Source organism: Streptomyces sp. NPDC006687, assembly GCF_040636215.1.
Lineage (GTDB): Bacteria > Actinomycetota > Actinomycetes > Streptomycetales > Streptomycetaceae > Streptomyces.
Genome location: NZ_JBEYJJ010000021.1, coordinates 1 through 20,816, shown reverse-complemented (window position 1 = coordinate 20,816; position 20,816 = coordinate 1). Strand labels below are relative to the sequence as shown.

Below are 20,816 nucleotides of genomic sequence, written 5' to 3'. Positions count from 1 at the left end.
CGGGGTCGGGCGGGGGGCTGGGGCGGTCACAGGGCTTCCAGGCGGTCCAGCAGGGAACGCAGGACGGGTTCGGGGAGCGCGGGCCGGGGTGCGGGCGCCGCGGGATCGATCCACGGCCACAGCTCGGCGCCGACCAGGGCCCGGGCCCGCCCCGGGTCCCGGTGCAGCGCCACGCCGTGCCGTTCGGCCAGCCGGGCCGCGAACAGCCGTTGCAGCTGGGGCCGCATGACGGTGCGGAAGTGCTCCCCCTCCTCGTCCGCGAGGGTGTCGGCCACCACGCGCCGCCACCGGCCGAGCGCCGGGGCCCGGCTGCCCAGCAGGCGCATCGGCCGGCGCAGGCCCGCGTCCTGGGCGCCGCCGCCCACGGCGTAGCGCCCCAGGACCAGGGCGACGCAGGTGAGGAGGGCGGCGCCGGTGGCGGCCGCGGCGGCGCCGTCGGCCAGGGCGAGCAGCACTTCGGCTCCGAGGGCGAGGGCCGCCAGTACGGCCAGCGAGTGCCGTACCGAGCCGGGTGCCCGCAGTACGGAGCCGGTCAGGGCCCGGATCCCGGAGCCCGCCCTCATACGGCGCCCGCCCCGGCGCCGCCGGTCAGCGGGCTCAGGGCCCGGGCGATCCCGGCGAGGGCGGCCGCCGCCCGGTCGCGGTGGCCCTCGTGCATCGGGTGCGTGGAGTAGCGGGCCTCCCGGAACAGGGCGGTGAGTTCGGCTGCGGCCCCGCCCGCGGGCAGGCCGCCGGCGAGGGCCCGCTCCAGGAGGTCCTGCGGGCTGTCGGAGGCACGCCGGGCCACGCCGGAGCCGGCGAGGGACTCCTCCATGGCGAGGTAGCAGGCGATCACGGCCGTGCGGGCGTCGGTACGGTCCAGCAGGGCGCGCTGCCCCACGTCCACGGCCCGGGCCAGCAGGCCGCTCTCGTCCTCGGACCTCGTGTACGCCGGGTGCCCCTCGGGCGCCGGCGGGCGGGTCAGGTGCCGCCACAAGCGCGTTCCGGCGAGGACGAGGGCCAGCGCGAGCAGGGCGATGCCGAGCGCGGGCAGGAGGTCCGCCGGCCCGAGGTGCGCGCCGGGGTCCTGGGGGGCGGGGGTGCCCGCGCCGGGAGCGGGCACCGGTACCGGGTGTTCCGGCGCGGACGGCAGCGGCGTCGGCGCGCCGCTGCCGCCGCTGGGGGTGGTGCCGGACGGGCCGAACCGGTGCAGGACCACGATCAGCAGCGGGAGGGCCGGCGGTGCGGTCAGGAGCACGCGGCGCACCCCGTCCGCCAGCCGCTGTTCCACCGGGTCGAGGGTCCGCTCCCCGCCGAGCTGTTCCCCGTACTTCCCGTACAGGGCGAGGCCGCCGAGGAGGGCCAGCAGGGCGAGGCCGGTCACCAGGACGAAACTCCCGCCGAGCGGGCCCCGCCCCTGGTCCAGCAGGCTCCCTTCCGGGCGCAGCAGCAGTGCTCCCAGCGCGGCCGCGCCCACGGCCAGGGCGCCCGTCGCCGCCCGCGCGGCGCCGGTTGTGCCGCGCCGCCGCGGGCCGCCGGCCGTACGCTGCCGTCCCATCACCGCCCCCTCCCCCGCAGCGGCAGCTTCGCACAACGCCCCTTGTCGATCAACGAGTTCGCGGGGCGGCCCCGGTCAGGGCGCCTGTTCGCCCACGGCCTCGCGCAGGGCGCGCCGGCACAGGGAGTCGGCGCGCCGGGTGGTCTCGGGGAGCCGGAACCTGGGGCTGAGGGCGAGGGTGTGGGCGCAGGCGTTGTCCAGGGAGACGCGGTGGCCGACGGACACGTACACCGGCTTGACGCCGTGCTGGGTGCGCAGCGCCCGGCCGACGACGGAGCCGTCGGCGGCGAGCAGCGGCGAGCTCTCCCCGCGGGGGGCGCCGGGTTCCTCGTGGGTGAAGGTGAAGGGGTTCTTGGCGACGCCGATGCTGGGCAGGCCCGTCACCACGCCGAGGTGGCAGGCGAGGCCGAAGCGGCGCGGGTGGGCGAGGCCGTAGCCGTCGCAGACGACGAGGCCGGGGGTGACGGGGAGGGCCTCAAGGGCGGCGAGGACGGTCGGCAGCTCGCGGAAGGCGAGCAGGCCCGGCACGTAGGGGAAGCTCACGTGGCCTACGGCGGTGGACTCGGCCACGACGTCGAGGGTGGCGGCGTCGAGGACGACCGCGGCGGCCGCGACCAGGTCGCGCTCGTCGTCGTAGGCCACGTCCACCCCGGCGACCAGGCCGCTGCCGGGCGGGGGGCCGGGCTCGTCGAGCACCAGGCTCTCGCGCAGTGCGTCCTGTATCGCCCGGGCCTCGGCCTCGTCGGAGGGGGTGGTCACTCGTGTCATGGGCAGCGAGCGTAGCCTGGCGATCATGTTCGTCATGGAGCTCACCTACACCGCGCCCGTCGAAGCCGTCGATGAGCGGATGGCCGCGCACATCGCCTGGCTGGACGGGTACTACGCGTCCGGGACCTTCCTGGCCTCGGGGCGCAAGGTCCCGCGTGAGGGCGGGGTCATCCTGGCCGCCGGGATCTCCCGGGCCGAGGCCGAGCGGATCGCGGCCGAGGACCCGTTCACGGTGGCGGGCGTGTGCACCTACCGGATCACCGAGTTCATCGCGACGAAGACCTCCGCCGCCCTCGACCCGGTCCGCGAGACCCTGCCGTCGTAGCCGGGCGGCTCAGCGGCGGGGCTCCAGGCGGGCCACCCGCCCCTTCTCCCCCGCCGCCCAGCAGCCCCCGTCCGGCGCGCAGCCGACGGTGTCGAACGAGCCCCCGTCCAGCGGCCGCCGGCTGCGCCCCGCGTCCGGCGTGACGTCGGTACCCGTCGGCCCCACGGCCGGCGCGACCGTGCGCCCGTACGGGTACCAGGCCACGCCCGAGCGGTACGCCGGCGGCGGGGCGGCCGCCTGGGTCCACGTTCGGCCGCCGTCGGCGGAGCGGGCCGCCGCCAGGGGCGAGGGCAGGCCCGTACGGTAGTCGCCGCCGACCGCGAGGCCGGTCGTACGGTCGCGGAAGGCCAGGGCGAACGCCCCCCCGGGCCGGATCCCCGGCGGGGACGGTGGAGTCGGCCGCCCGCCAGGTCAGCCCCCGGTCGGCGGAGTGCAGCACCCGCGCGGCCGGGCCGCCCCCGGTGGCCAGCCAGACGTCCCGGGGCCCGGAGGTCACCAGGCACTGCCCGCCGGCGGCGAAACCGGCCTCCCCGGGCAGCGCCTGCGGCATCCCGGCGTCGGGCAGCACCCGCCAGGCGCGGCCGCCGCCGTCGGTGGCCAGGACGCGGAACCTGCCGTCCACCGGGTCGCTCACGGCCAGCCCGTGGCGGGAGTCGAAGAAGGCCAGGCAGTCGTAGAAGGCCCGGGGGTCGGGGTTGCGGAAGGCTTCGGTCCAGGTGGCTCCGCTGTCCTCGGTCCGCAGGATGCGCGAGGCGGCGCCCTCCCCGATGGACAGGGCCACCGCCCGCCGCGCGTCGAACGCCTCGATATCGCGCAGTTCCAGCCCCTCCGCGACCGCGCCGGGCGGGGACACGTCCTGCCAGCTGCGGCCGCCGTCGCCGGTGCGCAGGACGGTTCCCCGGGAGCCGGCCACCCATGCGGCGTTCCGCCCGACGGCGGACAGCCCGCGGAAGCGGACCCCCTGTGCGGCCGCCGGGCCGGTGTCCTTGAGCGCCCAGCCCACGCCGTGCGGCCCGGAGGCGAAGAGGTCCGCCGTCCCGGCTCCCGCCGCGGTGTCCGCCGTGTCCGCCCGCGCCGGCGCCGCCGTCACCGCCGCCAGCAGGATCGCCGCGCACATGCCAACTCCCGGAAGCCTCATGGCGCGGAAGCCAACGCACCCGTAGGGCGTCGTCCAGGGGGCCTTCCCGGCCGGGCCGGCGCAGCGGGCGCGGCCGGCCGAGGAGGGGCGCACGGTCGCCTCTCGGCCAACTCTCGTCCTGGTGAGAACGGTGCGTGACCACCCCCGGCGGAGCGGCCGCAGGGCGTCCCAGGCGGTGCTTTGCGCCTGTGGAGTGAGCGCTAACCAGCCTAATTGCGGCCACTGCCGCGCCCGCGCGAAGGAGTGACTCCCCCCTCACCGCAGATCACTGCCGATCACTCTGTGCGATCGCACCGGCGAGAACAAGCCATTCGGTGACGCAGCTCACGTCATCCACCCTGCACGGATTTGCCGATTCGGGCGTCTATCCGGTTGCCGGGCTCCACCCCCAGCCCGGCAGCAGATCCGCCGCAAGGGAGCGAGCCTTGATCACTGTCATCGAGCAGGCCGTACAGGCACGACTGGTCGCCACCGCCCCGAAGGTCGAGACCGTCCCCGTCACCCTCTGCTACGACCGCTCGGATCCCTTCGCCGTCCGCATGGCCTTCCCCGCCCTGGCCACGCTGGAGGGGGTGGAGGTCTCGTGGACCTTCGCGCGTGAACTGCTGATGTCCGGCGTCCAGCACCCGGCCGGCTGCGGGGACGTCCGCGTGCGCCCGTACGACGGGGACCGCACGACGGTCGAGTTCCACGCGCCGGAGGGCGTGGCGATCGTGCTGATGACCACGGCCGAGATCCGGAGATTCCTGGAGCGCTCCCGGGAGCTCGTCCCGCCGGGGCTGGAGCACCGCTACCTGGACCTGGACCACGGTCTGGACCAGCTGATGCGCGGCTCCTGCTGAGAGCGGGCCGGGGCGTCCGTTAATCCGTTGCGGACGGCTCCGGCCGCCCGTAACTTCGTTCACGCACCATTGCCGTCGAAACGGAGTAGGACATTGCTCTTCTGAGGTCCGAGACACCGGCCACCACGCCCACATCCTTGTGACAGTCGGCTGTCTCCCCGCGTTGCACGCACCACTTCACGCAACCTGGAGCCTCCATGAGTCATGCCCCTACCTTTGTCACCTGCTCCGCCCTGTCCTTCGACTGGCCCGACGGAACCCCCGTCTTCGAGGATTTCCAGTGGACCGTCGGCCCCGGCCGTACCGGTCTGATCGGGCTCAACGGCTGTGGCAAGTCCACCCTGTTGAAGCTGGTCGCCGGCGCCCTGACCCCGTCCGGGGGCCAGGTCTCCGTGGCCGGCACCATCGGCTACCTTCCGCAGGACGCCACCCTCGACACCGCGCTGCGGGTCGACGAGGCGCTCGGCATCCGCTCCGCCCGCGCGGCCCTGCACGCCATCGAGGCGGGTGAGGCCACCGAGGCCAACTTCGCCGCCGTGGGCGACGACTGGGACGTGGAGGAGCGGGCCCTGGCCGTCCTCGGCGAGCTCGGGCTCGACCGGATCGGGCTGGACCGCACCGTCGGCGAGCTGTCGGGCGGCGAGTGCGTCCTGCTGCGGCTGGCGGCCCTGCTGCTGGCCCGTCCGGACGTGCTGCTGCTGGACGAGCCCACCAACAACCTGGACCTCCGGGCCCGGCGCCGCCTCTACGCGGCCGTCGAGTCCTGGTCGGGGGTGATGGTGCTGGTCAGCCACGACCGGGAGCTGCTGGAGCGGGTCGACCAGATCGCCGATCTGCGCGACGGCGAAGTCCGCTGGTACGGCGGGAACTTCTCCGAGTACGAGCAACTCCTCGCGGCCGAGCAGGAGTCGGCCGAGCGGATGGTCCGCGTCGCCGAGGCCGACGTACAGCGTCAGAAGCGCGAACTGTCCGAGGCGCAGGTCAAGTTGGCCCGGCGCAAGCGGTACGCGCAGAAGATGTACGACACCAAGCGCGAGCCGAAGATCGTCATGAACAACCGCAAGCGCGCCGCCCAGGAGTCGGCGGGCAAGCACCGCATCCTGCACGCCGAGAAGCTGGCGGACGCCCGCGAACGGCTGGACCAGGCGGTGGAGGCGGTACGCGACGACGCCGAGATCCGCATCGAGCTGCCCGCCACGCAGGTGCCGCCCGGCCGGCGGGTGCTGACCCTCAGCGATCTGCGGCTGGTCCACGGGGCCGGGGCGGCGGGCGAGTGGGAGGTGCGCGGGCCGGAGCGGATCGCGCTGGTCGGCGGGAACGGCTCGGGCAAGACGACCCTGCTGCGCACGCTCGCCGGGCTGCTGCCGCCGGTGTCGGGGGAGGCCGTGACGCACGTCCCGGCGCGGTTCCTGCCCCAGCGGCTGGACGTCCTGGACGACGAGCGCTCGGTGGTGGAGAACGTGGCGCGGTTCGCCCCGCACGCCTCCAACAACCTGATCCGGGCGCGGCTCGCGCACTTCCTGTTCCGGGGCGGCCGGGCGGACCGGGCGGCCGGCACCCTGTCGGGCGGCGAGCGGCTGCGGGCGACGCTCGCGGCGCTGCTGCTGGCGGAGCCGGCTCCGCAGCTGCTGATGCTGGACGAGCCGACGAACAGCCTGGACCTGGCGAGCGTGCGGCAGCTCGGCGAGGCCCTGGAGTCGTACGAGGGCGCGCTGATCGTGGCGAGCCACGACGTGCCGTTCCTGGATTCGGTCGGGATCACCCGGTGGCTGCTGCTCGACCGGGAGCTGGGGCTGCGGCCGACCACGGCCGAAGAGGTCCGCGCCTCGCTCTGGCAGGACTGACCGGCCGGCCGCCGGTTTTCCCAGGCGCCGGCACCCCCTCCGAGCCCCTCCGGCCGTCAAGGCCGGAGGGGCCGGCCACCTTCTGGCGTGATTCTGGCCCTTCCTGAGACCCTCGGCACCCCCTCCAACTGCATAGATAACCGGATGTAGCCGGACAGACCTACGACTGGGGCTTGGCGGGGCTTAATGTCGCGCTTAACCTACGAGACCGTAGGCTACGGAACCGTAGGTAATTCGCTTTGTCCCCCAGGAGTACCCGTGACGATCACCTCTCCCCACCTCGGCAGCTCGGAGGCGTGGACCGACGCCAAGCTGCTGTACGCGCTGGAAGAGGTGGTGGAGAAGGAACTGAACCGCCATCTGAAGGTCACCAAGGACTGGATGCCCCACGAGTACGTCCCGTGGAGCGACGGCCGGAACTTCCCGGGCTTCTTCGAGGACGGCGAGGCGTGGGACCCGCAGCAGTCGAAGGTCACCGACATCGGCAAGATCGCCCTGGTCGTGAACCTGCTGACCGAGGACAACCTCCCCAGCTACCACCACGAGATCGCGACGCTCTTCGGCCGCAACGGCGCCTGGGGCACCTGGGTGCACCGCTGGACGGCCGAGGAGGGGCGCCACGGCATCGTGATGCGCGACTACCTGCTCGCCTCGCGCGCCGTGGACCCGGACAAGCTGGAAGCCTTCCGGATGCAGCACATGTCGGAGGGGTTCGAGTCCGACAACAGCCACTCGATGCTGCACTCGGTGGCGTACGTGGCCTTCCAGGAGCTCGCGACCCGCATCTCGCACCGCAACACCGGCCACCAGTCCGGTGACCCGGTCTGCGACCGGATGCTGGCGCGCATCGCGCAGGACGAGAACCTGCACATGATCTTCTACCGGAACCTGCTGGGCGCGGCCTTCGAGCTCGCCCCCGACCTGACGATGCAGGCCGTGCGCGACGTCGTCGTCAACTTCCGGATGCCCGGACACGGCATGCCCGGCTTCGAGCGGATGGCCGCGCAGATGGCGATCGGCGGGGTCTACAACCTGCGGATCCACCACGACGACGTGCTCAGCCCCGTGATCCGCTTCCTCAAGATCATGGACATCGACGGGCTGGGCCCGGAGGGCCAGCAGGCGCAGGAGGAGCTCGGGCTGTTCATGAACGGCCTGGACAGCGAGGCCCGCAAGTTCGACGAGCGCCTGGCCGCGCGCGCCGCGCGCCTGGCCGCCCGCAAGGGCTGAGCCCCCCGGCAGACTCTCCCCCGGCAGGTCCTCCGTCTCCGCGTTCAGGCGCGGGGACGCAGGGCCTGCCGCTCCGTTTCGGAGAGGCCGCCCCAGACGCCGAAGCGCTCGTCGTTGGCGAGGGCGTACTCCAGGCAGGCCGCCCTGCCCTCGCAGGCCCCGCACAGCCGCTTCGCGTCCTGGTGGGAGGAGCCGGGCTCCGGGAAGAAGAAGCTCGGACCCGTCTGGGCGCACAGGGCGAGGTCGTACCAGGCGGGGGCGGTGGTGGTGGTGTTCATCGGCATGCGGCGATCCTGGCGGGGGGCGATGGACGTCCGATCAACGACCGATCAACACCGGTCCGGCGGCCGATAGGGTGAAGTGATGATCATCCGCTGAAGAAAGGCCCCGGTCCTCACGGTGACCGTGTCACGCCCCCACGCCCTGTTCTCCTTCGGCACGCTGATGGACGAGCGCGTCCAGACGGCCCTCTTCGGGCAGCCCGTGCCCAGCTCCCCGGCCGCGCTGTCCGGCTACACGACCCGGCCCCTGAAGATCACCGACCCCGAGGTGATCGCCGCCAGCGGCCTCGACGTCCACCTGGCCCTGGAGTGCCGGCTCGGGTCCGTGGTCGAGGGCGCCGTACTGCGCCTCACCGACGAGGAGCTGGCCGCCGCCGACGCCTACGAGGTCGACGACTACGTCCGCCGGCGGGTGCTGCTCTCCTCCGGGGAGGCCGCCTGGGCCTACCTGGACGCGGACCCGCTGCGCCCGGCGGCGCGGATCGTGATCGCCGGTGACAGCATCGCCTACGGGCGCTGCGATCCGCAGGGCGGCTGGGCGGCACGGCTGGCGGCCCGGCACATCGCCGCGAACGAGCTCGACCACCGCGTCTTCAACCTGGCCGTCCCCGGCAGCACCCTGGCCGACGTCGCCCAGCAGACCCCGGCCCTGCTCTCCGCGCGCCGCCCCGACACCCTCGTGGTGGCGGCCGGCGTCAACGACTCGGCCGTCCCCGCCTCGGCCCCGCACGCGGAGTCGGGTGACCTGGAGGCGCAGGTCGCGGCCCACCTCGCCGCCCTGTCGGCCGCTGCCCGGGAACACAACGCCCGCCTGGTCGTCCTCGGCCCCCTGTGGCTGGACGAGTCCCGCACGGCCGACTACGAGGGCCTGCGCTTCACCGAGTCCCGCGCCCTGACCCTGCGCGCGGCCCTGCGGGCCTGGTGCGCGGAGCACCACGTGGACCACATCGACGTGTGGGACGCCCTCCACGGCCGCCCCGACCTCCTCACGGACGGCATCCACCCCACCCCCGAAGGCCACGAGACCCTCTACCGCCACCTCACCGCCGGCTGACCAACGGCCCGGCAGCGGCGCGCGGGCCGCCGAGCACGCGAGTACGGCCGGTCACTCCTCGGACGCCTCGCGTTTCGCGCGGCTCGGCTGAACGCGTTTGGGTTCGCCCGGCATCTTCGGGTAGTCCGGCGGGTAGGGCATGTCGCCCAGGCCGTGGTCGCGTTCGTCGCGGGCCGCGCGTTCCAGTACGAGCTCCAGGCTGAACGCGTGGTCGTCCATGTCGGCGTGCAGGTCGCCGAGTTCGGCGAAACGGGCCGGCATCGTGACGATGTCGAAGTCGCGCGGCTGCGCGTCGTCCACCTCGTCCCAGCGCAGGGGCGCCGAGACCGGAGCGTGCGGGCGGGGGCGGACGGAGTAGGCCGAGGCGATGGTCCGGTCGCGGGCGGTCTGGTTGTAGTCGACGAAGATCCGCTCGCCGCGCTCCTCCTTCCACCAGGCCGTCGTGACCTTGCCCGGCATCCGCCGCTCCAGCTCGCGCCCCAGGGTGATCGCGCACCGGCGGACCTCGGTGAACGTCCAGCGGGGGGCGATCGGGACGAAGACGTGCAGCCCGCGCCCGCCGGAGGTCTTGGGCCAGCCGCGCAGGCCCACCTCGTCGAGCAGGGCGCGCAGCTCGTGCGCGGCGGCCACCGCGTGGTGGTAGTCGGTGCCCGGCTGCGGGTCCAGGTCGATGCGCAGTTCGTCCGGCCGGTCGGTGTCCCCCCGGCGCACCGGCCAGGGGTGGAAGGTGAGGCAGCCCAGGTTGGCCGCCCAGAGCACGGCAGCCGGCTCCGTGGGGCAGATCTCGTCCGCCGTACGGCCGCTGGGGAAGGCGATGTGGGCCGTCGGGATCCAGTCGGGCAGGTTCTTCGGGGCCCGCTTCTGGAAGAAGGACTCGCCCTCCACCCCGTCCGGGTAGCGCTCCAGGGTGGTGGGGCGGTCGCGCAGGGCGCGGGTGATCCCCTCGGCCACGGCCAGGTAGTACTCGGCGACGTCCCTCTTGGTGAGCCCGCGCTCCGGGAAGTACACCTTGTCGGGGCTGGACAGGCGTACCGCCCGTCCGCCCGCGTCGAGCTCGATCGCACCACCCGTGCCAGCGCCCATGTGCGCCACGGTAGGCGGACGCGGGCGGACGCGCACACCGGGCGCGCCCGGACGCGGCACCGCAGAATCGTCTGCATGGACCTGCCGGTGATGCCGCCCGTGAAGCCGATGCTCGCCAAGTCCGTGGCGAAGATCCCGCCCGGCATGCAGTACGAGGCCAAATGGGACGGCTTCCGCGCGATCGTCCACCGCGACGGGGACGAGATGGAGGTCGGCAGCCGCACCGGCAAGAGCCTGAACCGGTACTTCCCCGAGCTGGTGGCGGCCCTGAAGGAGAACCTGCCGCCCCGCTGCGTGGTGGACGGGGAGATCGTGATCGTCCAGGACGGGCGGCTCGACTTCGACCGGCTGACCGAGCGGATCCACCCGGCCGCCTCCCGTGTGAAGCTGCTCGCCGAGACCACCCCGGCCAGCTTCGTCGCCTTCGACCTGCTCGCCCTCGGCGACGAGTCCCTCCTCGACACCCCGCTCACCGACCGCCGCAGCGCCCTGCTCCGCGTCCTGTCCACAGCCCGGCCCCCCGTGCATCTCGCGCCCGCCACCACCGACCCCGCGCTCGCGCGGCAGTGGTTCGAGCAGTTCGAAGGCGCCGGGCTCGACGGGGTCGTCGCCAAACCCCTCGATCTCCCCTACCGGCCCGACGCGCGCCTCATGTTCAAGATCAAGCACGAGCGTACGGCCGACGTCGTCCTCGCGGGTTTTCGTTTCCACAAGAGCGGTCCGATTGTCGGATCACTCCTCCTGGGGCTGTACGACGGCCACGGCAAGCTCCAGCACGTGGGGGTCTGCGCCGCCTTCCCCATGAAGCGCCGCGCCGACCTGATCGAGGAGCTGGAACCGCTGCGGATGCCGGACGCCGCCGGCCACCCCTGGGCCTCCTGGGCCGAGGAAGCGGCGCACGAGAACGCCCGGCTGCCCGGCGCGCAGAGCCGCTGGACGGGCAAGAAGGACCTCTCCTGGGTGCCGCTGCGCCCCGAACGGGTCTGCGAGGTGAGGTACGACCACATGGAGGGCGACCGCTTCCGGCACACCGCCCAGTTCGTCCGCTGGCGCCCCGACCGCACTCCGGAGAGCTGTACGTACGCCCAGTTGGAGGAGGTCGTCGGCTACGACCTGGCCGAGGTGCTGGGCAGCACCGGCTGAAGGGGCAGGGCCGCGGGGGTCGCCGTCAGCTGCTCCCAGTGGGCGCGGTCCGGGCCGACCGCGTGGGGGGCCCAGCCGGGGCGGGCCGCGAGCCAGCGGGCCACCCGGGCCCGCACCAGCGGGTCCGCGTACGCGCGGCCGGGGGCTTCGGTCAGGTGCCGGACCCGGGCGCGGGCCCGCATCACCTCCGGGTCCTCCAGGGCGCACTCGAAGAGGGCGGCCGCCTCCCGCACCCGTCCCGGCCCGCCCTCCCGCACCCCCGCCGCTCCCGCCACTCCCGCCGCCAGGCGGTCGCCCACGGCGGCGTCCGCGCCCGCCTGGAAGTCGAACCACGGCTTCAGCGTGCGCAGCGCCCAGCCGTGGTAGCCGGCGGCGAAGCCCGGGGAGCCCGGGTCCCGGTGGGCCGTCCGCGCCACCCGGTCGGCCGCCCACAGCGCGAGCGAGGTGCCCTGGCCCAGGGTCGGATTGGTGTGGGTGAGGGCGTCCCCGACGGGCACCATCCCGCTCACCACCGGGCCCCGCCCGTCGGCCAGCGGGCTCCAGCGGTTGTCCAGCCCCGCCATGACCAGCACCCCCGACAGCGGCTCCGCGCCCAGACCGAGCCAGGCGGCGCCGGGCGGGAAGGTCCGGGCGGCGGCCTCGAAGACGGCCGGATCGCGCAGGGCGCCCCGGGTGGGGTCGCCGGTGTGGGCGAAGACGGTCACGGCGAAGACCCGGTTGTCGGAGGGGAAGACCGCGCAGCCGGCGAAGGCTCCGCCGGTCACCGTCCAGGGCCGGCGCGGCCCCTCGTCCACTCCCTGGGGCAGCCGGTACCAGCGGCAGAAGTACGCCAGGCCCGTGCGGTGGCGCTCGACGGCCGCCGGGCGGCAGCCGGCCCGCGCCAGGAGCGGCGCCGAGCCCCCGCGCCGGCCGGCCGCGTCCACCACGAGGTCACCCGCGTACCCGCCGCCCGGCGTGGTCACCCCGGTGACGGCGGGCCACGGGCCCCCGGCCGTGGTCAGCCCGGTCACCAGCTCCCCGTACCGCACCACCGCCCCCGGCTCGGCGCGCAGGGCGGTGGTCAGGGCGCTCTCCAGCACGATGCGCCGGGCCTGGAGCAGCACCAGGTCCTCGTCGCCGGGCCGCGCGGGCGGCCGTACGTCGAACCAGTCCAGCTCGTGCCGCTCGCGGGCGCCGAGGCGCAGCATCTCGGCGTACACGTCGGGCAGCTCGTCCCGGAGCACCGCCCGGGCGGCGCCGAGCAGCACGTGCGGCTGGGCCGCCTGGGGTACGCCCGGGCGCCGCCAGCCGAAGAAGTCCTGGTCGAGGGTGGAGCCTGGGGCGCGGGTGTCCCGTTCGAAGACCTCGGCGGTGTGCCCGCGCCGGGCCGCGAGCAGGGCCGTCGCCAGGCCCGCGACCCCGCCGCCGATAACCAGCACATGTGCCATAGCGCGCCCCCGTGCCCACGTGACGTACGACGATCGGACCGACAGAGCCTGCACACGCGGACCCTGGCCGAAACTCGTACATCCGTCCGAGGGATTGACCGCGAGCCTGTTGACGTCCTGTCTCATCCCTTCGCCGGCTGGGACAATGGCCTTCCCCGCCCGCACGAGCGAAGAGGACGGCCCGCGTGACCGACCGGAACCACGAAGCCACCGGCGCCCCACGGGCCGTCCCGCAGCCCAATGCCGTCGTCGGCGTCGGGCTGGTCGTGCTCGGCCCCGACGGCCGGGTGCTGCTGGGCCAGGCGCACGACGGCCGCTGGGAGCTCCCCGGCGGCAAGGTCGATCCCGGGGAGGGCTTCGAGCAGGCGGCCGCGCGCGAGCTCGCGGAGGAGACGTCCCTGCACACCGCGCCCGAGGCCGTCGAGGTGCTGGCCGTCCAGATCACTTTCGACACCGGCGTCACCCGCCTGACGGCGGCCGCCCTGACCCGCTCCGCCGAGGGCGCCCCGGCCGTCACCGAGCCGCACAAGATCGTCCAGTGGCGCTGGTTCGCCCCGGCGGAGATCCCCGGCGCCCTGTACCCCCCCCTCGGCGGCCGTCCTGCACGCCTGGCGCCCCGGCCTTCCCACCCTCCCCGCCGTCCCCCGTCACGACTACCCGACCGGCGGCACCAGCAGCCCCTAAGCCCCCCGCCCCGCCTGCGCGAAGGTGCCCTCGCGCAGGTCCTCGGCCAGCAGCCGCTTCGCGATCGCGTCCGCCGCCGCCCTCAGCTCCCCGCTGCCCGGGCGCCCCCGGTCCCGTTCCAGCCGGTCCCTCAGCCACCGCGCCCACGCGGCGGAGATGACGTCGGCCTCCCGCTGCCCGCCCCGGGTCAGGCTGAAGAAACCGTTCTGCCGGGTCAGGTAGCCCTCCTCCACCATCCGGTCGAACACCGGCAGCAGCACCTCCGGCGGCAGCGACCGGCGCGAGGCGATCAGCCCCAGGCCGGCGTGGCCGACCGTCCGCGTGAGCAGGTCCACCTGCATGACGGCCCACGCGGCGGCGATGTCCAGCCGGGTGTCGGACCCCTCGACGATGGCCCGCGCCTGCCGCGGCCCCATGCCGCGCACCAGCTTGCCCACCGCCAGCTCCAGCAGCTTGGCCGAGTCACCGGAGGCCGTGACCGGCGAGGCGAAGCCGTCGCCCATGTCCGTGGACCCGGCGCGGGCGCTGTCGCGCAGCCGGACCTCCTTGAGCAACAGCCCGACGACGAAGCCGACGGCCGCCACCGGAACGGTCCACAGGAACACCGTCTGCAGGGCCTCGGTGTACGCGCCGATGACCGGTGCGGCCGCCGCCGGGTCCAGGGCGTGCACCCCCTCCGGGCTCTGCGCGGCGGCCGCGAGCCGGGCCGGGTCCTGGCCCGTGGCCCGGGCGGCTTCGGCCACGGCGCTCTTGAGCGCGGGCCCGAGGCTGTTGGCGTAGATCGTGCCGAACACGGCGGTGCCGAAGGAGCTGCCCAGCGTACGGAAGAAGGTGACCCCGGAGGTGGACATGCCGAGGTCGGCGTAGTCCACGGTGTTCTGCACCGCGATGGTGAGCACCTGCATGCACAGGCCGATCCCGGCGCCGAGCACGAACGTGGAGAGGGATTCCAGCCACGCGCCGGTGCCCGCGTCCATCCGTGACAGCAGGTAGAGGCCGACGGCCATCACCGCGCAGCCCACGATGGGGAAGACGCGGTAGCGGCCGGTCCGGCTGGTCACGTTGCCGCTGAACACCGACGCGATCAGCAGGCCGATGACCAGCGGCAGGGTCCGTACGCCCGACAGGGTGGCCGAGTCCCCGTCCACGTACTGGAAGTAGCTCGGCAGGAAGGTCATCGCGCCGAGCATGGCGAAGCCGACGACGAAGCTGAGCACCGAGCACACGGTGAAGACGGGGTTGCGGAAGAGCCGCATCGGCAGCATCGGTTCGGCGGCCCGCGTCTCGGCCAGGCAGAACAGCGCGAGCGCCAGCACGCCGCCCACCAGCAGTCCGATGATCACCCCGGAGGTCCAGGGGTACTCGTTCCCGCCCCAGCTGGTGGCCAGGATCAGCGCGCTCGACCCCACCGCGACGAGGGCGATGCCCAGGTAGTCGATGCGGGGCCGGCCGCCGGCCCGTACCGAGGGGATGGTGCGGGCCGCGGCCGCGACCACCAGCACCGCGACGGGGACGTTGACGTAGAAGGCCCAGCGCCAGCTCAGGTGGTCGGTGAACACCCCGCCGAGCAGCGGCCCCACGACGGTGGCCACGCCGAAGACGGCGCCGATCGCACCCTGGTAGGTGCCGCGCTCGCGCAGCGGCACCACGTCCGCGATGAGCGCCATCGAGGTGACCATGAGACCGCCGGCGCCGAAGCCCTGGACGCCCCGCCACAGGATCAGCAGGGTCATGTTCCCGGCGAGCCCGCACAGGAAGGAGCCGGTGACGAAGACCACCGCGGAGGTCTGGAAGATGACCTTCCGGCCGTAGAGGTCGCCGAACTTGCCGACGAGCACGGTCGCGACGGTCTCCGCGAGCAGGTACGAGGTCACCACCCAGGCCATGTGGTCCCCGCCGCCCAGGTCCCCCACGATCGTGGGCAGCGCGGTGCCCACGATGGTCTGGTCGAGGGCGGCCAGCAGCACGCCCAGCATGACCGTCCCGAAGACGAGGTTGCGCCGCCGCCGGTCGAGCACGGGGGGCGGCGCTGCCGCGACGGGGGCAGTGGTCACCCTCGCACTCTCACCGCCACCCGCCCGCCCCGCACGCCGCAAGCCGCCGTACGGGTGAACGGACGCCCCCGCTCAGCGCAGGTAGGCCAGCCCCGGGTGCTCCGCCGCGTACCCGTCCAGCAGCCGCCGGGCCACGGACACCGAGTCGACCAGCGGATGCAGCGCGAACGCCTTGACCGCGTCCGCCCGCGAGCCGCTCGCCGCGGCGGCCAGGACCGCCCGCTCGGCCGCCTTCACCGAGGTCACCAGCCCCACCGCGTGCAGCGGCAGCGGGGCCACGGACACCGGGTGGGCCCCGTTCGCGTCGACCAGGCAGGGCACCTCGATCACCGCCTCCGCGTCGAGCACGGAGAGCGTCGCGCCGTTGCGGACGTTGAGGATCAGCGTGGCCCGCTCGTCCCGGGCGATGGCCCGCATCAGCGCGAGGGCGACCTTCTCGTAGCCGCCGGACTCCAGGTCGCTCGCCTCGCGCTCCCCGACGCCCGCCACCTCGCGGTTCTCGGACATGTACGTGGCTTCACGCTCGGCCCGGGTCCGCTCCCAGGCGGCCAGCGCCGCCCCGGCGGGCTCCTCCGGCCGGCCGGCCTCGGCGTAGAAGCCGCGCTGCTGGTCGCGCAGGAAGGCCCCGCGCGTCTGCTTCGCCTCCTGGTACGCCCGTACGGTGTCACGGTTGAAGTAGTAGTAGTGCAGGTACTCGTTCGGGATCGCGCCCAGCGAGCGCAGCCACTCGGCCCCGAAGAGCCGTCCCTCCTCGAAGGACTCCAGCGCCTCGGGATCGGCCAGCAGCCGGGGCAGCTCGTCGCGCCCGCCGACGTGGAGCCCGCGCAGCCAGCCCAGGTGGTTGAGGCCGACGTAGTCGATCCACGCCTCCTCGGGGCGGGCGACGCCGAGCAGCCGGGCGATACGGCGGCCGAGGCCGACGGGCGAGTCGCAGATGCCGATGACCCGGCCGCCGAGCTCCTCCGCCATCGCCTCGGTGACCACCCCGGCCGGGTTGGTGAAGTTGATGACCCACGCGCCGGGCGCGGTACGGGCGATCCGGCGCGCCAGCTCCCGGACCACGGGCACGGTCCGCAGCCCGTACGCGATCCCGCCCGCGCCGACGGTCTCCTGGCCCAGCACCCCTTCGGCCAGGGCGATGCGCTCGTCCGCCGCGCGCCCCTCCAGGCCGCCGACGCGGATGGCGGAGAAGACGAAGTCGGCGCCGCGCAGGGCCTCGTCCAGGTCGCGGGTGGCGGTGACCTCCGGGGCGTCCGCCGCTCCGGAGGCGGCGGCCTGGCCGGCGAGGACCCGGGCCATCGCGGAGAGCCGTACGGGGTCCTCGTCGTAGAGGGTCACCCGGGTCACCCGGCCCTCGGCATGGTCGCCGAGCAGTGCTCCGTAGACGAGCGGGACGCGGAATCCGCCCCCGCCGAGGATGGTCAACCGCACGCCCCTACCGTCCTTCCGGCCTTTCGAGGTACCGACCGCCGCCACCGCCCGGGGCACGTGCCCCGGGCAGGGGCCCGAATGCCACGATCGGCGACATCCGCTCGATGTCGCCGATCGTGGCACCCGGACCTCGGAGTCCGGCGGCGGCGTACCGGAGCCCCGCCGGATCCGGCCGCCACGAGCGTAGTGCCCCCCGCCGCGTCAGTCGCCCAGCGCCGGAACCGCCCGCAGACGGGCCCCCGGCGCCTGTGGGAACCCCGCGTCGCCGCGCACCGGGCCGGCCGGCAGGCCCTGCGGGGCGGAGAGCACCAGGGTGATCCGGGTGAGCCCCATCCCGTCGAGCATCCGGCTGGTTTCGGCCATCATCCGGCAGCGCACCAGACCCCAGCCCGGGTCGGGGTGGCGCACCGTCCGTACGGCGCCGTCCTGTTCGGCGGCCTCCTGCCCGTGGGTGGTCAGCCAGTGCGGGACCCCATAGCGGTAGGCCGCCTCCATGAAGGGGTCGCGCGCCACCTCCTGACGGATGCTCCGCAGCCCCTCGTCCTCCGGGGACGCCGCCAGCGCGGTGGCGAACTGGGCCAGCAGCGGTACGCACCAGGCCGGTTCGTGGTCCTCCAGCACGGCCGCGGCGTCCGGGTGGAAGAGCACGAAGCGCAGGAAGTTGTCGTCCGGCAGGGCCGTGGGGTGCGGCCGGACCGTCTGGAAGAGCCGGTCGAAGGCCGAGTTGGTGAGCGCCACGTCCCAGCGGTGGTCCACCAGGAAGCTCGGATAGGGCACGGCCTCCATCAGGGCCGCGTAGTCGACCAGGTAGTCCCGCTGGGCCGGGTCCTGGGGCAGCCGGTTCTCCTCGGCCGCGCGCCAGGTGGGCGGCGGGTCGCGGTCGACCATGATTCTGAAGAGCCAGAAGCACTGCCGCTCGCTCATCTCCAGGGCCTCGGCCAGGGCGAGGAGTTTGCGGTCCGTCCACTCCTTGACGAGCCCGCGCTCCCAGTTCCCGTACGCGCGTACGCTGATGCGCAGGCGCGCCGCGAGGTCTTCCTGACTCAGGCCCAGTTCTTCGCGGCGTTGGCGCAAAATCTCCTTGCGCCGCTCCGACCGCACTGCGCCGCGGGCGGACTCGTCGCCCGCCAGGCGCTCCTCACCGGCTCGGACGAGGCCATCAGACGGGCCCACCGCTGCGAGATGTGGCACCGAGAGCTCCCCCTCCTCAACGGTCTGGATCTTCATTTCCGTGTGGCGATCCTGCTACCGACTTCATTCGAGTGTCAACTATTGTGGCAATTCCAGCCTGGCGACAGCTCATTCGCGCCACAGCTGTGGCAAGTTCTGGCTCTCCCAAAACAAACCGGATAGATTCCCTGAGGCCGACCACGTGCCCACTGACCTCGCGCGATCTAGGAGAACCACTGGTGACAGACGGCTTCCCGGCTCCCGTCGCGGTGGCCAACGCGCCCCTGGCGGCAACCGTCACGCGGGTCGCCGAGCTGGCGAACAAAATGGGCCGCGACCCGAACCAGGTATTCGACCTCCGCCGCCTCTCGGAGGCTTCGGGAGTTCCCACGGACGTGATCAGATCCCTGCTCGACGGCAGGCGGGCCGGCGAACCCGATCTCCAGGCGCGTTTCCTCCAGCGCCTCGACCTGCTCCGGCGGACCCGGGTGAAACCCAACGGCCGCCGCTACACCCAGCAGGAGATCGCGGACGGCGCCGGGATGTCGCGGCAGCAGGCCGGCGCCCTCATCAACGGCGACCGGCGGCCCACCATGGAGCACTGCGACGCCATCCAGCGCTTCTTCGGGGTCCACGCGGGCTTCCTCACCGCCCATGACGCCGACGCCCTCACCGACGCCCTCCAGCGCACGGAGCAGCAGCTCCTCCAGGACTTCGCGGGGCGCGAGCGGCAGACCGTACCGGCGGAGGCCGCCGCGGCCGGCGATCCGCTCGCACGGCTCCTGCAGAACCACGGTGTGCGGGGCATCGCCTGGCGGGCGGCCCAACTGCCCAGCGACAAGCACCGGGACAAGGTGACCGAATGGCTGGACATGCTTCTCGAAAGCGTCAAACCGAACGAATCATGACCCAGTCGAAAGTCTGGATCTGATCCTTGAGTCCTGATCCGGATCCGCGTCGACGGGGAGAACGGTGAGCATAGGCAGAGCGCAGCGGCGATTGTGCGCGGAGCTGGTGTCCGGCATCAAGCTGGCCGCCCCCGTGGAACCCGTGGACCTCTACACCGCCCTCTGCGACGGCATGAGCAGACACCGCGGCCGCCCGGTGCAGTTCCGGATGGCGGCCTTCCCGCAGGGGACGGCGAGCGGCCTGTGGCTCGACATGGCGGACCGGGACCTGGTCGTGATCGAGGAGCGCACCGCGCCGGACCACCAGCTGGTCATCCTGGGCCACGAGCTCTGGCACATGAAGGCCGGCCACTGCAGCCACCACGTCGACGGCGCCGCGGTCGCCGCCCGGCTGCTGAGCGACGAGGCCGACCTCGGCGAGACCGTCCGCAGCGTCGCGGCGCGCACCCGCGCCGACGTCCAGGAGGAGACGGAGGCCGAGTCCTTCGGGCTCCTGCTCGGCAGCAGGTGCCGGACCTGGCTCGCCGGCTCCTCCGGCCGGCGGCCGTCGGACGGGCGCGACGAGCTGGCGAGCCGGATCGAGACCTCCCTCGGCTACCGGGGGCACAGGAACGACCGTTGAAAGGACCGGACTACTACATCCCGGCAGCGGCGATGGCGATCTCCCTCGTCTGCAAGCTGCCGGCCCTGCGCACCAACTGGCGCGATCCGCTCCTGCGGTCGGTCTGTTTCCTGCTCTTCCTCGCCGGCTCGGTCTTCACCTTCGCCGCCCCGCCCACCATCGCCGCCGTCAACCGCTGGACCGGCGTCCCCAACTTCTCCGCCCCGCTGGTCTACTGCCTGATGACCGCCTTCAGCGCCTCCTGCCTGGTCCTGGTGTTCAACTGGCGGGGCGGCCCGGCCGAGGAGATCCGGCACACCTCGCAGCGCTGGATCGCCGGGTACGCGGTCGTCATCGCGGCGATCGTCGTCCTGTTCGCCGCCGGCTCGGCGCCCGTCGAGCGGCTGCGCGACTTCGACACCTACTACGCCAACACCCCCTACATCCGGCTGATGATCGCCGCCTACCTGCTGGCGCACAACGTGGCCGTGATGATGATGGTGTCGATGTGCTGGCGGTGGTCGCTCCAGGTCTGCGGCTGGCTCCGGGCCGGCCTGCTGATCATCGTCTCCGGCTACGCCATCAGCCTGGCCTACGACGCCGCGAAGATGTCCGCCGTCGCCGCCCGCTGGGTGGGCCGCGACCTGGACTTCCTGAGCACGCTCGTCGCCCCGCCGCTGGCCTCCGCCGGCGCGCTGGTCAGCTCGGCGGGCTTCGTGCTGCCCCTGCTCTACCAGCGGGTGTCGGACAGCTGGCGGACCTGGAGCACCTACCGGAGCCTGGGCGCGCTGTGGCACGAGGTGCAGCGCACCGCGCCGAGCGGCACCCCGGGGGTGCGGATGTCCTGGTGGTCACCGGCCGCCATCCGGGTGATCCAGCGGGAGTCCGACATCCACGACGGCTTCCTGCGGCTGGGCCCCTGCTTCGACCGCCGTCACCGCGACACCGCCTACGCGAGCGCGCTGGAGGCCGGCGCGGACGAGGAGACGGCCCGCGCCGTCGCGGACGCGGCGATGGTGGCGGCCGCGGTGCTGGTCTGCGCCGCCGACCCGGAGGCGGCGGCCGGGGGCGAGGAGGAGGAAGCGGACGGTCAGCGGGTGCTCGTCACCGCCGACGGGCCGCGTGACCTCGTACGGATCTCGCTGGCGCTGCGCCACTCGCCGCTGGTGGCCGCCGTCCGGCGGCAGGCGGCCCCGGCGGGGGGGGGGGGCCCGCGCCCGGGCCCCCGCCCCGCCGGGCGCAGCGAAGGGCGGCCCCGCAGGGAACGCGGCGCCCTGAGACGGCTGCGGGGGAGAA

18 protein-coding genes and 2 pseudogenes are annotated in these 20,816 nt (G+C 73.9%); 10 read left to right on the top strand and 10 right to left on the bottom strand.

Features of this window, described 5'->3' with window-relative positions; all coding sequences use genetic code 11:
* Positions 1 to 26: 26 nt before the first annotated feature.
* From ABZ716_RS22405 to ABZ716_RS22395, 3 genes are all read right to left on the bottom strand, one after another.
* Positions 27 to 563 carry a hypothetical protein gene (locus ABZ716_RS22405; protein WP_358961107.1) on the bottom strand — a complete coding sequence of 179 codons (537 nt, stop codon included), beginning with the start codon at positions 561 to 563 and terminating at the stop codon, positions 27 to 29.
* Positions 560 to 1,537: a DUF4129 domain-containing protein gene (locus ABZ716_RS22400; RefSeq protein WP_358961104.1), complete on the bottom strand. Its 978-nt coding sequence runs from the start codon at positions 1,535 to 1,537 to the stop codon at positions 560 to 562. Before ABZ716_RS22400 ends, ABZ716_RS22405 begins: the two co-directional genes overlap by 4 nt.
* 75 nt (positions 1,538 to 1,612) lie before the next feature.
* A complete protein-coding gene (locus ABZ716_RS22395) occupies positions 1,613 to 2,305 on the bottom strand; it encodes an endonuclease V (RefSeq protein ID WP_358961101.1) in 693 nt (230 codons plus the stop codon).
* 25 nt (positions 2,306 to 2,330) lie between these two features.
* On the opposite strand from ABZ716_RS22395, the gene ABZ716_RS22390 reads away from it, so the two are divergent.
* Positions 2,331 to 2,630: a YciI family protein gene (locus tag ABZ716_RS22390; protein WP_358961180.1), complete on the top strand. Its 300-nt coding sequence runs from the start codon at positions 2,331 to 2,333 to the stop codon at positions 2,628 to 2,630.
* A 9-nt stretch (positions 2,631 to 2,639) separates the two neighbouring features.
* Here the strand turns inward: ABZ716_RS22390 and ABZ716_RS22385 are convergent.
* Positions 2,640 to 3,747 (bottom strand): annotated as a pseudogene (locus tag ABZ716_RS22385) (oxidoreductase).
* Positions 3,748 to 4,193: 446 nt separating this feature from the next.
* Between ABZ716_RS22385 and ABZ716_RS22380 the strand changes: the two are divergent.
* The 3 genes from ABZ716_RS22380 to ABZ716_RS22370 all read left to right on the top strand — a co-directional run bounded on the left by ABZ716_RS22380 (position 4,194) and on the right by ABZ716_RS22370 (position 7,684).
* The gene (locus ABZ716_RS22380) at positions 4,194 to 4,610 is read left to right on the top strand and encodes an SsgA family sporulation/cell division regulator (protein ID WP_358813948.1); all 417 of its coding nucleotides are present in this window, start codon (positions 4,194 to 4,196) and stop codon (positions 4,608 to 4,610) included.
* 197 nt (positions 4,611 to 4,807) lie between these two features.
* A complete protein-coding gene (locus ABZ716_RS22375) occupies positions 4,808 to 6,454 on the top strand; it encodes an ATP-binding cassette domain-containing protein (protein ID WP_358961098.1) in 1,647 nt (548 codons plus the stop codon).
* A gap of 258 nt (positions 6,455 to 6,712) precedes the next feature.
* Positions 6,713 to 7,684, top strand: coding sequence for an acyl-ACP desaturase (locus tag ABZ716_RS22370; protein ID WP_351880058.1), 972 nt, complete (start codon positions 6,713 to 6,715; stop codon positions 7,682 to 7,684).
* 44 nt (positions 7,685 to 7,728) lie between these two features.
* Here ABZ716_RS22370 and ABZ716_RS22365 read toward each other — a convergent pair whose 3' ends face one another.
* Positions 7,729 to 7,968, bottom strand: a complete 240-nt coding sequence (locus ABZ716_RS22365) for a WhiB family transcriptional regulator (protein ID WP_351880055.1) — start codon at positions 7,966 to 7,968, stop codon at positions 7,729 to 7,731.
* A gap of 121 nt (positions 7,969 to 8,089) precedes the next feature.
* Here ABZ716_RS22365 and ABZ716_RS22360 point away from each other — a divergent pair, with 121 nt between their 5' ends.
* Positions 8,090 to 9,019 (top strand): GDSL-type esterase/lipase family protein, encoded by a 930-nt coding sequence (locus ABZ716_RS22360; RefSeq protein ID WP_358961095.1) that lies wholly within the window; start codon positions 8,090 to 8,092, stop codon positions 9,017 to 9,019.
* A gap of 51 nt (positions 9,020 to 9,070) precedes the next feature.
* Here ABZ716_RS22360 and ligD read toward each other — a convergent pair whose 3' ends face one another.
* The gene (gene ligD / locus ABZ716_RS22355; RefSeq protein ID WP_358961092.1) at positions 9,071 to 10,102 is read right to left on the bottom strand and encodes a non-homologous end-joining DNA ligase; all 1,032 of its coding nucleotides are present in this window, start codon (positions 10,100 to 10,102) and stop codon (positions 9,071 to 9,073) included.
* A 75-nt stretch (positions 10,103 to 10,177) separates the two neighbouring features.
* Here ligD and ABZ716_RS22350 point away from each other — a divergent pair, with 75 nt between their 5' ends.
* Positions 10,178 to 11,245, top strand: a complete 1,068-nt coding sequence (locus ABZ716_RS22350; protein WP_358961089.1) for an ATP-dependent DNA ligase — start codon at positions 10,178 to 10,180, stop codon at positions 11,243 to 11,245.
* Here ABZ716_RS22350 and ABZ716_RS22345 read toward each other — a convergent pair.
* Positions 11,209 to 12,672 (bottom strand): FAD-dependent oxidoreductase, encoded by a 1,464-nt coding sequence (locus ABZ716_RS22345; RefSeq protein ID WP_358961086.1) that lies wholly within the window; start codon positions 12,670 to 12,672, stop codon positions 11,209 to 11,211. The two genes, ABZ716_RS22350 and ABZ716_RS22345, sit on opposite strands and share 37 nt — an antisense overlap.
* A 185-nt stretch (positions 12,673 to 12,857) precedes the next feature.
* Between ABZ716_RS22345 and ABZ716_RS22340 the strand changes: the two are divergent.
* A pseudogene (locus tag ABZ716_RS22340) lies at positions 12,858 to 13,356 on the top strand (NUDIX domain-containing protein).
* On the opposite strand, the gene ABZ716_RS22335 reads toward ABZ716_RS22340, so the two are convergent.
* The 3 genes from ABZ716_RS22335 to ABZ716_RS22325 form a co-directional block, all read right to left on the bottom strand.
* The gene (locus tag ABZ716_RS22335) at positions 13,353 to 15,410 is read right to left on the bottom strand and encodes a DHA2 family efflux MFS transporter permease subunit (RefSeq protein ID WP_358961083.1); all 2,058 of its coding nucleotides are present in this window, start codon (positions 15,408 to 15,410) and stop codon (positions 13,353 to 13,355) included. The pseudogene ABZ716_RS22340 and the gene ABZ716_RS22335 sit on opposite strands and share 4 nt — an antisense overlap.
* Positions 15,411 to 15,482: 72 nt before the next feature.
* Positions 15,483 to 16,841, bottom strand: coding sequence for a 6-phospho-beta-glucosidase (locus ABZ716_RS22330; RefSeq protein WP_358961080.1), 1,359 nt, complete (start codon positions 16,839 to 16,841; stop codon positions 15,483 to 15,485).
* 201 nt (positions 16,842 to 17,042) lie between these two features.
* On the bottom strand, positions 17,043 to 17,915 hold the full coding sequence (locus ABZ716_RS22325; protein ID WP_358813940.1) for a helix-turn-helix domain-containing protein: 873 nt from the start codon (positions 17,913 to 17,915) through the stop codon (positions 17,043 to 17,045).
* Positions 17,916 to 18,250: 335 nt separating this feature from the next.
* Here ABZ716_RS22325 and ABZ716_RS22320 point away from each other — a divergent pair, with 335 nt between their 5' ends.
* The 3 genes from ABZ716_RS22320 to ABZ716_RS22310 form a co-directional block, all read left to right on the top strand.
* Positions 18,251 to 18,919 (top strand): helix-turn-helix transcriptional regulator, encoded by a 669-nt coding sequence (locus ABZ716_RS22320; protein ID WP_042817517.1) that lies wholly within the window; start codon positions 18,251 to 18,253, stop codon positions 18,917 to 18,919.
* Between the two features lie 64 nt (positions 18,920 to 18,983).
* Entirely contained in the window at positions 18,984 to 19,541 is a 558-nt protein-coding gene (locus ABZ716_RS22315; protein WP_351880027.1) for a toxin-antitoxin system, toxin component, read from the top strand.
* A partial coding sequence (locus tag ABZ716_RS22310; RefSeq protein ID WP_358961078.1) for an MAB_1171c family putative transporter occupies positions 19,538 to 20,816 on the top strand: 1,279 nt, incomplete at its 3' end. The genes ABZ716_RS22315 and ABZ716_RS22310, both read left to right, overlap by 4 nt.